Annotated in this window: 7 protein-coding genes; 6 read left to right on the top strand and 1 reads right to left on the bottom strand. The window is 42.9% G+C overall.

The window, feature by feature from the left end:
* Positions 1-40 precede the first annotated feature (40 nt).
* Positions 41-3,232, top strand: coding sequence for an efflux RND transporter permease subunit (locus tag GJB62_RS20200; protein WP_114081891.1), 3,192 nt, complete (start codon positions 41-43; stop codon positions 3,230-3,232).
* A 100-nt stretch (positions 3,233-3,332) separates the two neighbouring features.
* On the top strand, positions 3,333-3,797 hold the full coding sequence (locus GJB62_RS20195) for an RpiB/LacA/LacB family sugar-phosphate isomerase (RefSeq protein WP_012410362.1): 465 nt from the start codon (positions 3,333-3,335) through the stop codon (positions 3,795-3,797).
* On the opposite strand, the gene GJB62_RS20190 is transcribed toward GJB62_RS20195, so the two are convergent.
* The gene (locus tag GJB62_RS20190) at positions 3,780-5,720 is read right to left on the bottom strand and encodes a heavy metal translocating P-type ATPase (protein ID WP_114081890.1); all 1,941 of its coding nucleotides are present in this window, start codon (positions 5,718-5,720) and stop codon (positions 3,780-3,782) included. The genes GJB62_RS20195 and GJB62_RS20190 overlap by 18 nt on opposite strands.
* 273 nt (positions 5,721-5,993) lie before the next feature.
* Between GJB62_RS20190 and GJB62_RS20185 the strand changes: the two genes are divergently transcribed.
* From GJB62_RS20185 to GJB62_RS37530, 4 genes are all read left to right on the top strand, one after another.
* Entirely contained in the window at positions 5,994-7,073 is a 1,080-nt protein-coding gene (locus GJB62_RS20185; RefSeq protein WP_245245969.1) for an ATP-binding protein, read from the top strand.
* A complete protein-coding gene (locus tag GJB62_RS20180) occupies positions 7,060-7,632 on the top strand; it encodes a hypothetical protein (RefSeq protein WP_114081887.1) in 573 nt (190 codons plus the stop codon). Before GJB62_RS20185 ends, GJB62_RS20180 begins: the two co-directional genes overlap by 14 nt.
* 3 nt (positions 7,633-7,635) lie before the next feature.
* Positions 7,636-8,766 carry a precorrin-8X methylmutase gene (locus GJB62_RS20175; protein ID WP_114081886.1) on the top strand — a complete coding sequence of 377 codons (1,131 nt, stop codon included), beginning with the start codon at positions 7,636-7,638 and terminating at the stop codon, positions 8,764-8,766.
* 379 nt (positions 8,767-9,145) lie between these two features.
* Positions 9,146-13,114: a DUF4912 domain-containing protein gene (locus tag GJB62_RS37530; RefSeq protein ID WP_245245968.1), complete on the top strand. Its 3,969-nt coding sequence runs from the start codon at positions 9,146-9,148 to the stop codon at positions 13,112-13,114.
* The last annotated feature ends 55 nt before the right edge of the window (positions 13,115-13,169 follow it).

Genomic DNA, 13,169 nt, shown 5'->3' with positions numbered 1-13,169 from the left:
ATACCTAATGCCAAATACCCAAAGCCCAATTTTTTAAACTATGTTTGTTGACTTCTTTATTAAGCGACCAATCTTTGCATCGGTATGTGCGATCGTTATCCTTTTAATCGGATTAATCAGTATTCCCACACTACCGATCGCAAGATTCCCAGAAATTAGTCCCACCCAAATCACTGTAACTTCCAACTATAGCGGAGCTAGTGCAGAAGTCGTAGAAAGCGGAGTGACAAATATCTTAGAAAGGCAAATCAACGGGGTTGAGGGACTAAGATATCTCACTTCCAGCAGCAGTAATGATGGTACTAGTACTATTACTGCCACCTTTGATTCATCGCGTGATAAAGATATTGCGGCTGTGGATGTGCAAAATCGTGTTTCTGTTGCCCAACCACAATTACCAGACTCTGTGCAACGCACAGGAGTGCGGGTATCAAAAGAATCTAGCAACATTCTCTTAGCGATTGGTTTATTCGCTGAAAATAAAGAGTACGACAATATATTTTTAAGCAACTATGCCGATCTGTACTTAGCAGATGCCTTAAAAAGAGTCAAAGGCGTGAGCAACGCTCAAATTTTTGGTGAACGCCGCTATGCAATGCGTTTGTGGTTAGATCCGAGTCGCCTTGCTAGTCGGGGACTAACGACCAAGGATGTAGCGAATGCTTTATCTGAACAAAACTTGCAAGTTGGCGCAGGGAGAATTGGACAAGAACCGGCTCCTGAAGGGCAAAGATATCAACTTGATGTGCGTGCTGCCAGCCGATTAGCAGAACCATCAGAATTTGAAGAAATTGTCCTCAAAACTGAAGAGGATGGCACATTAGTCAAGCTCAAAGATGTCGGTAAAGCCGAACTGGGTGCAGAAAATTACAACACATTTTTGCGGTTCCGGGGCAATGATGCTGTAGGTTTAGGGATTTATCAGGTTCCTGGCAGTAATGCCTTGGATGTAGCGAAAGGAGTCAAAGATGAAATGGCGCGATTGGCTCCGAGTTTTCCACCAGGCATGAAATATCAGGTAGCTTTTGACACAACATCGTTTGTAGAAGAGTCGATGTCAGAAGTCATCAAGACTCTGATTGAAGCGGTAGTGCTGGTTGTGATTGTAATTTTTGTGTTCTTGCAGGATTGGCGAACCACTTTAATTCCAGCACTGACTATTCCTCTAGCACTAATTGGAACGTTTGCCTTTGTCAAAATTTTTAACTTTTCTATCAATAGTTTGACTTTATTTGGTCTGACTTTAGCATCGGGGATGGTGGTAGACGATGCGATCGTTGTGGTGGAGCAAATTAGCCGTTTTATTCAGGATAAAGGCGTAAGTCCTCGTCGAGCCGCAAGTGAATCAATGAGGGAACTGTTTGGCGCGGTTATTGCCACTTCACTAGTATTGATGGCGGTGTTTGTGCCAGTGGCGTTTTTTCCGGGAACTACAGGCGCACTTTATCGGCAATTTGCGCTGACGATCGCCTTTTCTATTGCGATTTCGACATTTCTAGCTTTGACTCTAACACCTTCTTTGTGTGGGGTGCTGCTACGTCAAGAACAACAAGTACCAAGGTGGATTGGCTGGTTTTTTGACCTGATTAATCGGTTCCTGGAATGGGTAAGGTCAAGTTATGAGCGATCGCTTACCTGGATGGTACGATTCAAAAGCATCGTCATTGGACTGTTTATCGTTTCTTTGGGAATGACTGCTTGGCTGTACACCACAGTACCGACAGCTTTTCTACCCGATGAAGACGAAGGCTATTTCATCACCATCATCCAAGGGCCTCAAGGTGTTTCGCTGCAATATACCAGCGATGTCATGGCACAAGTAGAAAAAGAAATTCTGCCACTTCCAGAAGTGCTAGGTACTTTCGCCGTGGGAGGATTTGGTTTTAGTGGCAGCACCGCCAATAGCGGCATTATATTTACCACTTTAAAACCTTGGGATGAGCGTTCAAGACCCGATCAATCAGTACAGGCGATTATTGGTAAATTGCAAGGGAAGTTATTGTCAATCCCAGAAGCCAGGGTTTTTCCTGTGAACCCGCCACCAATTCAGGGTTTAGGTAACTTTGGCGGCTTTGTCTTTCAACTGCAAGACCGCAGAGGTAACAGTGGTTTAGAAAATCTAGTCCAGTCAATGGGTAAGTTGCTCGGTCAAGCTAATCAAACACCAGGATTACAAGCTGTATTTAGCACCTTTGCAGCAGATACACCACAATTGCTTGTAGAAGTAGACCGCAATAAAGCCAAATCATTGCAAGTTTCCATAGATGATGTTTTCAGTACTTTACAAACTGCTTTGGGATCGCAATATGTAAATGATTTTAATCTCCAGCAGCGTAATTATCGGGTGTATATCCAGGCAGATCAACAGTTTCGTTCCAATCCAAAAGATATTGGCAAACTATACGTTCGTTCTCAAAAGAATCAAATGGTTCCTTTGAGTAACTTAGTTACAGTTACTCAGACTGTGGGAGCGCAAACGATAAATCACTATAATCTGTTCCGCTCGATTGAAATTAATGGTTCCGCCGCTCCTGGCTCTAGTTCGGGAGACGCAATTAAAGCAATGGAAAAAGTTGCTAAAGAAGTTTTACCAGCCGGCTATGGTTATGAATGGTCAGGGACTGCATTAGAAGAAATAGATTCTGGTGGTTTAGCACCCATAATCTTTGGATTAGGAATAATCTTTGTATTTTTGGTACTAGCCGCTCAATACGAAAACTACGTTGACCCCTTTATCATTCTGTTATCAGTTCCTTTAGCTATCTTTGGAGCGCTGATAGCTCAATCAATGCGGGGTTTTGCAAATGATGTTTACTGTCAAATTGGTCTAGTAATGTTGATCGGTTTAGCTAGTAAGAACGCAATTTTGATTGTGGAATTTGCTAATCAATTACGAGAGCAAGGGCTTTCGATTACTAAAGCAGTAATTGAGGCTTCACAAGAGCGGTTACGCCCAATTTTGATGACTGCTTTTTCTACATTATTAGGTATTTTCCCGTTAGCTGTTGCCACAGGTGCCGGTGCGGGAAGTCGTCAATCTTTGGGAACAGCAGTTTTTGGTGGGATGTTAATTGCGACTTTCTTGAGTTTGTTTGTAGTACCGATTTTGTATATCGTGATTAAGACGACAACAGAGCGCTTTATTAAACCAAATCGGCATCAAGAACTGCAAACAGATGCAGTTTCATTGGATGGTAAAACTCCTGCATATTTAACAAAAGGTGAGAATTAATTCGTAATTCCTAATTTGTAATTAATTTTTCCCTGTTCCCTGTCTCCTATAAACATCGTAGTATGAGGAGACGGGGAAAACTAATTTTAAGGGGGAATGCATGAAAATCGCTATTGGCAGTGATGAACGCACCAACCTAACTGATAGGATACTAGAAGAACTTAAGCAGCGTGGGCATGAAGTTATAGTCTTTGGTTCCTTAGCTGAGAATGATTTAGAAGTTGATTGGCCCCTCAGTTGTAGTAAAGTTGCTTTGGCAGTAGCAACCCAAAAAGCAGATGAGGGGATTGTCTTTTGTTGGACTGGTACTGGTGCATCTATTGCCGCCAACAAAGTTTTAGGGATACGTGCGGCATTATGCCATGATGCTGAAACTGCACGTGGGGCACGTATTTGGAATCATGCGAATGTCCTAGTATTAAGTTTACGTGCCACTACAGAAGCGATCGCAAAAGAAATATTAGATGCCTGGTTTAGCACACCTTTTTCTGAAGATGAGTGGAACATCTTGCAAATGGAGCGGATTAGACAGTTAGAGAAGAGTGCTTTATTTCAGCAATCTTAGACCACTGAGGGTAACTAATACTGTAGAACCTTCATGTCCAATCACACCAATAGGTAAGTTAATACTTCCTAGAAAGTTGCCCACCAAAAGCAACACAATAAAACTCAACGCTACGAATATATTCTGTTTGACTATGGATTGCGATCGCCTCCCCAAATGCATCGCCACCGCAATTTTTTCTAACTTGTCGGCCATCAATACTATATCTGCGGTTTCCAATGCCACATCACTACCAGATATTCCCATCGCTATACCTACAGATGCTTGGGCTAAAGCTGGTGCATCATTAATTCCATCGCCTACCATTGCCACTGTTTGATACTTTTGCTGTAAAAGGCGGATAACATCTAGCTTATCTTCTGGTAGAAGTTGAGCATATACCCGATCGATTCCTACAGCTTTGGCGACACTTTGAGCAGTTTCTTCATTATCTCCAGTTAACATGACAATTTGCTCAATTCCCAGTTGCTTTAAGCGGGAAATGGTTGCGGCTGCTTGCAATCTTACTTCATCTGCGATCGCAATTACACCCATCACCTCTGCCCCTCTGCCCCCCTGCTCTCCTGCTCCCTTGCCTTCTTGTGCTACCCAAACCACAGTTTTACCTTCTTGCTCCAAAGATTGAGCCATTTTTCGCAACTCTTCAGGTAAATTGGTCACATAATGCTGCACAAAAACAGCATTCCCCACAATTACCTGTTGTTCTTGAGCGATTCCGACAATTCCCTGTCCAGGTATAGCTTGTACTTGGATTGCACCAACCAAATCCAAATTACCAGCCGCTTGCACAATTGCCTTACCGATGGGATGTTCTGAATAGGATTCCACGCTAGCGGCGGCTTTTAATACATCTTCTTGGGTGTATTCACTAATTGCAATTACTTGGAATACCTGCACCTGTCCTGTTGTCAGAGTACCAGTTTTATCAAATGCGATCGCACGGACTTTGCCAATCTTCTCTAACTGCGCCCCATTTTTAAACAAAATCCCCTGTCTCGCACCATTGGCGATTCCCGAAAGCAGCGTGGGCATAATAGCAGCCATCAATGCACAGGGAGAAGCCACTACTAAGAAGGTAAGCGCCCGATAAATTGTTGTTTCCCAATCCCAACCCCAAAGAAATGGGGGTAAAGTTGCCAGTAATATCCCAGCTACTACAATTACTTTGGCATATCCTTTTTCAAAGCGATCGATAAACTCTTGCGAAGGAGGTGCTTCTGTCTGCGCTTGTTCTACCAAGCGAATCACACGCTGAATCAAACTGCTTTGGGCTGGTTTGTGTACCTTAATCTGCAATGCACCATAGCCGTTAAGTGTGCCGGCAAATACTTCTGCGCCCACTGTTTTTTCTACAGGTAAAGACTCGCCTGTAATTGCAGCTTGATTGAGGGTGCTGTAACCAGATAAAATTATCCCATCAGTAGGAATTAGCTCTCCGGGTTTGACAACAATCTCATCACCCACTTTTAACTGACTGATAGGAATTTTTTCTTCTCTTCCCTGAAGCAAAACTCTTGCTGTATCTGGTGTCAGGCTCATCAAACTGCGGATACTCCGCTCAGTTCGCGCCATTGCATAGCCTTCTAATGCGCCACTGATGGCAAAGATCAGAATCAAAATTGCCCCATCAATAATTAGATGATATTCTCGTCGCCATAAACCGAGGCTAGCAGCACCAATGGCGGCGACAATCATCAGCAAATCTACATCAAGTTCCTTTTCTTTGAAGAGGGTAGTTAATCCTTCCCGCGCACTTTCGTAACCACCAATTACGTAAGCAGCAGGTAGTAGGAGGAATGCTAACCCCAACCAGCCGAGATGTAAGGCGAACCATCCGAGAAATAGTAGTAAGCCACACAAAAGGGCTGCTAAGGTATCTGTGTGTTCTCTGGTGAATTCGGTGAAACTTTGGGGGTAGAGCATGAGAGGTGAATTAATAGGGACTCTCTTAGGCTAAACCTTGACATTGATGTTAATGTCAAGGTTTATAATGATTTTGAAACGCAGAGGGGCGCTGAGGGAAGCGCAGAGGTACGCAGAGTTAAATTTTTGTCTGGGTTCTGGGAGCGGTTTTCAAAAACGGAATGTGGGTAAATGCAACGATTTAACTGTTAGCTTTAAAATTGTACTAGGAGAAAAAAATCTATGCTAAAGCGAATATATATTGATAACTTTCGCGGGTTGGTAAATTTCGAGATGAATTTTGACTCGATTAACCTGTTTCTTGGCGGTAATGGAGCAGGTAAATCAACTGTTTTTGAAGTTTTACGGAAAATTCAAATTTTTATAAGTGGTGACGAAAAAGTAGAACAAATTTTTAAATCTGCTGACTGTACTCGCTGGCAAACTTTAGAAATTCAGCGTTTTGAGCTAGAAATTACTGGGAATGGTGGTAATTATAAATATGAATTTGCTATTAGGCATAATCAAGATAAGAGTCATGTTGAATATGAGCGTCTCTGGTTTAATAACCAAGCTTTAATGAAGTCTGAGGAGGGCGAAATTAAAATTTTTCAAGATGATTATGAAGAAGTAGTGAAAACCTCATTACCTTCACGATTCCAATTAGTAGGATCTTTACTATACTTATTTACGGTAGATAGTGACAGTACAAAGTTGGCCTGGTTCACAAAACGCATACAGCGATTTATTATTGTACAAATTATTCCTAGCCTTATGCTTGATGGTAGTGAAAAGGAAGAAATTCATCTAACTTCAAGAATGGAAAACTTTGTTTCTTGGTATCGCTATATTTCCCAAGATCAGGGTAAAGTTGCTGAACTTATCAGCGTTTTAAAAGATATATTAGATGGGTTTGTAAGTTTTAAATTTGAACAGTTTAGTGAAAACTATCGGACTCTAAAATTAAGATTTTCAACAGATAAAGATAAGACAAAAAATATTGATTATCGCTTTAGTGAATTATCCGATGGTCAAAAAGTGATAATTGCTCTGTACACCATTCTCTATTGCACTGAATCTGAAGATTATACACTTTGTATTGATGAGCCAGAAAGTTTTTTAGCTCTGCCAGAAATTCAACCTTGGCTAATTCAACTTTATGATTTCTGTATTGACGGAAAAATACAAGCTTTACTAATCTCCCATCATCCTGTACTAATAAATTATCTTTTAGCTTCACCTATAGGTTATTGGTTTGAGCGTCAAAGTAATGCACCTGTACGAGTAAAACCAATTAGTAATCAAGAAGCTGAAAATTCAGGATTACCAATTTCAGAACTGATTGCACGAGGCTGGCTCTATGACCCAGAATAGAGTACAGATAGTAATTTTATGTGAGGATCTACAACAGCAAGTTTTTGCATACCATTTTTTAAAAAAGCGAGGCTTTAATATAAATCCAAAAAACGTCACAATTAGGACTTCCCCAACAGGTAAAGGTGCAGGAGAGCAGTTTGTTAGAAAGCATTATGCAGCAGAGGTTAAAGAATATCGGCGAAAAAACTATCGTTCAGGAATGTTAGTTGTATTGATTGATGCAGATACTGCGACAGTAAAGGCAACACTGAAAGAATTAGATAATGCACTGATAGAAAATTCACAGGAACTTCGTAAGCCTGATGAGAAAATAGCAATCTTCGTGCCAAAAAGAAATATCGAAACTTGGATACATTATTTACGAACAGGAGAAGTTGTTGAAGAAGAAGCAGAAAAATCCAAATACCCAAAATTCCCTAAAAATGAGGCAATTTGTAAACCCGGTGTTGAACAATTAGCAAACCAGTGTTCTCAAGGGATTTTAGATGAAAATGCGCCGCCATCTCTTCAGGCGGCTTGTGAAGAGTTACAAAGAATTTTGCCGTTGTTGGAGTAAATCATGAACGCTGGTTGCTTAACTATTAAAGAACTCACTGATGCAGTCGGCGGCGGTTTAACTCCGCGCATGGTAAGGCATTATCATCAATTGGGGCTGCTACCGCAACCAGTGCGATCGCACAGCAATTACCGTCTCTATACCAAAACAGATGTTCTCAGGCTGCAACGGATTGTAGCACTGAAGCAGCAAGGGTTTCAGCTAAACCATATCCGCAATATTTTGGAAGTGGAACCAGAAGCCGACACAACTGTTAACCTCATGGGACAACTCCAGCAGCAATATCGCGCGGTGATGCAACAAATTTCTCAATTGCGGCAAACTGCATCAGCATTAGAAGGATTATTGGGGCGCGATCGCCATTGCCAAATTATCCAGGCGGAAGTTTTGGCACAACTCAAGTTACTTGATGTCGAAACCCAAGCCGGATTGGGGGGATTGGAAAATCTCTGGAGTGGCTTGGATGCCGAAATTCATAGCCACTCAGAAGCTTTTACAGAATCGCTACAACGCTTACTACCAGATTTATCTCACCGTTCGGAAATTGAACAACACTTAATTTCTCAGTTGGTTTTGGCTTGTGGCGATGTGAGTTTAGTATCCTTTGTAAAATTGAGCCGAGATGCGATCGCAGCTAGTCGAGAAGCCTTATCTTCAAGCTGTCAAATCGTTGTTGATACCCAAACGGTTGCGGCTGCTTTGGATCAAACCCGATTACTTCACTTGGGATGTCGCACTGAAACCTTAATTGATAATCCCCACATTACTACCGCCACAGAAGCAGAAGCAGCTTTTTGGCAACATCAAGAATGGCGATCAAAATTGCTGCAAGTAAATCACGGTTGTGTGCTGGTAGTTGGTTATGCTCCCTCAGTCCTTGTAGAAATTTGTGAAGCGATTAGCAATCAAAAAATTCAGCCAGCATTAGTAATTGGAATGCCCATTGGCTTTAGTCATGCTCCCGCAGCCAAGCGACAACTGATGCAACAAGGGATACCTTTTATTACAGTTGCAGGAACTTTGGGAGGTGGCGCTTTAGCTGCTACTGCCCTAAATGCTTTGGTGGAGTCGCTGATTGATAAGCCAGATTGTCATTGTTATCTCAAAAATATAGTAGATTCCTCTGAGTGCTGAACAATAAGTACTCAATTAACGCAAGAAGATACTCAGTACTCAGGATTACTGAAAATAATATTGTTAAATAATATTGAATTTGCTACACTTTACCAGTTTTAGTAATTCAATAATTCATAATTGTGGCCATAAGCTACCAACTTGGTATAAGTTGCAATATAAATTAGAACATTTTATAGTAAACAGACTCTGGCAATTAGAGTATAAATTATCATGCTATACAATCTCAGTCCAAGTATAAATCAATATAAGTGCGCTGAAGGAACTTAGAACTAAAGAGAACTCAGATGTATAATTAGCGCGTCTCCTCCATAATCTTTAACAAGATTGTGGGTTAAGACTGGTAGGCTTTCTATTTTTTACTTTAATTAAGGGGCTTATGTGGCAACAAGAAAAAAAAGATACTTCGATAATCAAGCTGATACTATGGGTTGCTTTAGCTACAACTCCTATGGCAGCAGGTTTGCTGGTATCAGAACCCATACTGGCGCAATCTAAAACTGAGTCTCCTTCTTTTACACTGCCGCAAACAGTGCAGAATGGAACGACAATTCGGATTGATGGTTCAAATAGTTTGGGTGCAATCAATCAAGGTCTGAAAGAGAATTTTGAAAAACAGTTTTCGGGTACTAAGGTTGAAGTTGCCGCTAATGGCACTGATACAGCACTGAAAGATTTGCTAGATGGCAAAATCGACATCGTAGCAATGGGGCGGGGGTTGACACCAGCAGAAAAAGCTCAAGGACTAGAGCAAGTCCGCTTGCGCCGTGAGAAGATTGCGATCGTGGTCAGCGCAGATAATCCTTTCAAAGGAAGCTTGACTAGTAGGCAATTTGCTCGGATTTTCCGGGGACAAATTACAAATTGGTCACAATTAGGAGCGCCTCCAGGGAAAATTCGGTTAATCGACCACCCGAACACAAGTGAGACTCGCAATACTTTTCGCACTTATCCAGCCTTCAAGACTGCTGAATTTGCTACAGGGTCTAGTGCTACCCAACTAACTGAGGATAATACCGCAGAAATCATCAAACAACTGGGTAAAGATGGCATCAGCTATGTGTTAGCTAATCAGGTGTCGAAGCTGCAAAATGTGCGAGTTCTGCAATTACATCAAGCCTTGCCAGATGATGCAAAATATCCCTTCTCGCAACCTTTAGTTTACGTTTACAAAAAAAATCCCAGCTTAAGCGTAGTAGATTTTCTTGGCTTTACCCTTGCACCCGCAGGACAGCAGGCTATAGAACAAGCAAGAACAGCTGAAGCAACGGCGATCGCAACCAACGTATCACAACCTATTGTCACGCCTTCTCCCAGCGCCCAGGCTCCAATCCCTGAGCCTGCTGCGACAGCTTCCCCTAGTGCTACTGCTTCTGCATTTGCCGAACAGCCTTTTGTCGCTCCTGCAACTACACCAAAAAGTCCAATTGTCAACAAAGAAGTACCGTTTTGGGTACTGCTACCTTTGTTTCTTGTTAGTGTAATTGCAGCGTTGGCCTGGTGGACTCTCGGAAAAAACCCATCATCCGATGAGAAAACAGACAACCTACCAGAATCAAATCCTCATCCACCCGATCCAGAAGATGGAGAAACAGCAGTACTTAATGCCAGCACAGCTGCCTCCATTAACGGAGCGATGCTTGAAGAACAGCCAGTTTCACAATTCCAAGAGCAAGAAACCCCCGATCGCACTCCTTTCAATATCTATGCTCAAACCCAATCTGACCTGGCTGAAAATGGGACTCACGGGACATCCAATTTAGTCCAAGAGGCAACTAATGGCACTTCTAACCTCTATGAAGGCACAACCTCTACTCTAACTAATGGAGCGGGAGCCGCAGCTTTAACTGGTGGTGCGGCTTTAGCAACGGGCATCGGGGCGGCTACCTGGTCTGCCTTTAACAACAAAGAAACAGAAACAAACGCCATTGACGAGACGGTCGAGCTAAATAATTATACTGAGACAAATACACCCGATTCTGATGAGGTTGCATGGGATATAGAAGCCCCCGCAGCTGTAGTAAATACTCCATACCCTCACTTGGGCAATCTTCCCGAAGAAATATCTTCTGATGTAGAACTGCCTTCATCTGAGGTAACAGCCCCACTGCCAGAATTGCCAGATGTGCCAGAAGTAACATCTGGTTTGGAATATTGGGACACAGAAATTTCTGAAGATGAGATCGATGAGGAACTTCAAGCAGAATTGAACTGGCTACAGAGTATCACCTCAACTGAAGATACAGATGAATTCCCCTTACCAGACTCTGACGAAGTGGAACCTTCACCGTTACCACCATCTCCACTGCTCAATTTGCCAGAATTGCCAGATGTAGATGTATTCAATGTGGTAGCAGATGCAGCCGAACCTCCTATCGAGGTGGTAGACGAAAAATCTCAAACAGAGCCAACTGTTAGCGAAGGTGCTGCTGAGAATAACTCCATAGATTTTGCAGACGTTGCGGCTTTAGCAGCAGGCGCAGGAATTGGAGCCTGGGCGATTAATCTGGGATCGGATACCCCAGGAGAAACTGATACTGCGATTGACAATGTGCCAATTGCAGCCGAAACAGATATCCACTTGGGAGATGCAGAAGATAAGAGCAGTATTTTGCTCACACCGCATACTTCGACATCAGCTAATGTCTCTTGGGAAATTTCTGAAACCAAGAAAGCAGAACTGTGGCAACAAGGCGGTTCGCAATTGGTAGTGCGGCTGTATGATGTGACTGGCATTGACTTGAGTTATCAAACTCCCCAGCTTGTCCAGCAGTATGAATGTGCAGAGACAGCACACGATCGCTTAGTAGAGATTCCCGCCAGCGATCGCGACTACATAGCTGAAATTGGTTATATCGCTTATGGCGAGTACTGGTTATTGATCGCCCGTTCCGCAATTCTTCGTGTCTTCAGTCCTGTGAATCCAGATCCGATCGTTGAGGATGTGGCGATTGCGGATGAAACAGATATTCACTTCGGAGATGTTGAAGAAGAGAGTAGTCTTGTCCTTACACCACATACTTCCACATCGGCTCATGTTTCTTGGGAAGTCTCCGAAACCAAGAAAGCAGCACTGCGTCAACAGGGCGGCTCTCAATTTCTAGTGCGGATTTATGATGTGACTGGGATTGACTTGAGCCATCAAAGTCCTCAGCTTGTCAAGCAGTATGAATCTGAAGAGACAGTAAACGACGGACTAGCGGATGTTCCCGCCAGCGATCGCGATTATATAGCTGAAATTGGTTATCTCGCGGATGGCGATCGCTGGTTATTCATCGCCCGTTCAGCAGTTGTTCATTTCTCCAGTTCTGTGCATCCAGATCCCATCGTTGATGATGTGGCGATTGCGGATGAAACAGATATTCACTTGGTAGATGTTGAAGAAGAGAGCAGTCTTGTCCTTACACCTCGCACTTCCCAATGGGCTGATGTCTCTTGGGAGATATCCGAAACCAAAAAAGCAGAACTGCGACAACAGGGCGGCTCTAAATTGGTAGTGCGGTTATATGATGCAACTGGGATTGACTTGAGTTATCAACATCCTCAGTTTGTCCAGCAGTATGAATGTGACGAGACTGCAAACGATCGCTTTGTGGAAATTCCCATCAGCGATCGCGATTACATAGCTGAAATTGGCTATGTCGCTGATGGCGATCGCTGGTTATTTATTGCCCGTTCTGCGATCGCTCGTGTTTTCAGTCCTGTTCCTACAGATTCCACCATTGAAAATGGAGTCTTACCAAGCGAAACAGCTATTAACTTGGTAGATGTAGAAGAAAAGAGCAGTGAAGAAGAAAGCAACATACTGCTCACACCCCGCACTCCCAAATGGGCTTATGTCTCTTGGCACATTTCCCAGACTCAGAACAAAGCGCTGCTACAACAGGGTGGTTCTCAATTGGTAGTACGCCTTTATGATGTAACTGGGATTGACTTGAGTTATCAAAGTCCCCAGCTTGTACAGCAGTATGAATGTGAAGAAGTAGCCCGCGATCGCTTTGTGGCCATTCCCGTAAGCGATCGCGACTATATGGTTGAAATTGGTTATATAGCAGAAGGCGATCGTTGGTTACTCATCGCCCGTTCACCTAATGTTCGCGTTTTCAGTCGTTCCCACGAGGATTTTTGGTTTGTAGCAGATGCTGAGTTGATTATTCACGGAGCAACCCAACCAAATACAAGCGTAAACATTGCTGGACATCCCATCAAAATCAAACCCGATGGTACTTTCCACCTGCGTCTTCCCTTTTCAGATGGTTTAATGGACTATCTCATAACAGTAGCTGCTGATGGAGAATCCACCAAAACCATCCATAAAAAGTTCTCTCAGGAAACTTCAGAGAACTAGTAATTACTCTTAGTTATCCCCTCTCAACCTACAGCTCTTCCCTTTGAGGTAAGTG

Origin of the sequence: Nostoc sp. ATCC 53789, from assembly GCF_009873495.1 — a bacterium.
In the GTDB taxonomy this organism is placed as follows: domain Bacteria; phylum Cyanobacteriota; class Cyanobacteriia; order Cyanobacteriales; family Nostocaceae; genus Nostoc; species Nostoc muscorum_A.
Note: the sequence above shows the minus strand (reverse complement) of the source record. Positions and strands in the feature narration are given on the sequence as shown.

Coding starts and splice junctions, on each gene's coding strand:
- GJB62_RS20200 (WP_114081891.1), top strand. CDS start 41: ATGTTTGTTGACTTCTTTATTAAGCGACCAATCTTTGCATCGGTATGT.
- GJB62_RS20195 (WP_012410362.1), top strand. CDS start 3,333: ATGAAAATCGCTATTGGCAGTGATGAACGCACCAACCTAACTGATAGG.
- GJB62_RS20190 (WP_114081890.1), bottom strand. CDS start 5,720: ATGCTCTACCCCCAAAGTTTCACCGAATTCACCAGAGAACACACAGAT.
- GJB62_RS20185 (WP_245245969.1), top strand. CDS start 5,994: ATGAATTTTGACTCGATTAACCTGTTTCTTGGCGGTAATGGAGCAGGT.
- GJB62_RS20180 (WP_114081887.1), top strand. CDS start 7,060: ATGACCCAGAATAGAGTACAGATAGTAATTTTATGTGAGGATCTACAA.
- GJB62_RS20175 (WP_114081886.1), top strand. CDS start 7,636: ATGAACGCTGGTTGCTTAACTATTAAAGAACTCACTGATGCAGTCGGC.
- GJB62_RS37530 (WP_245245968.1), top strand. CDS start 9,146: ATGTGGCAACAAGAAAAAAAAGATACTTCGATAATCAAGCTGATACTA.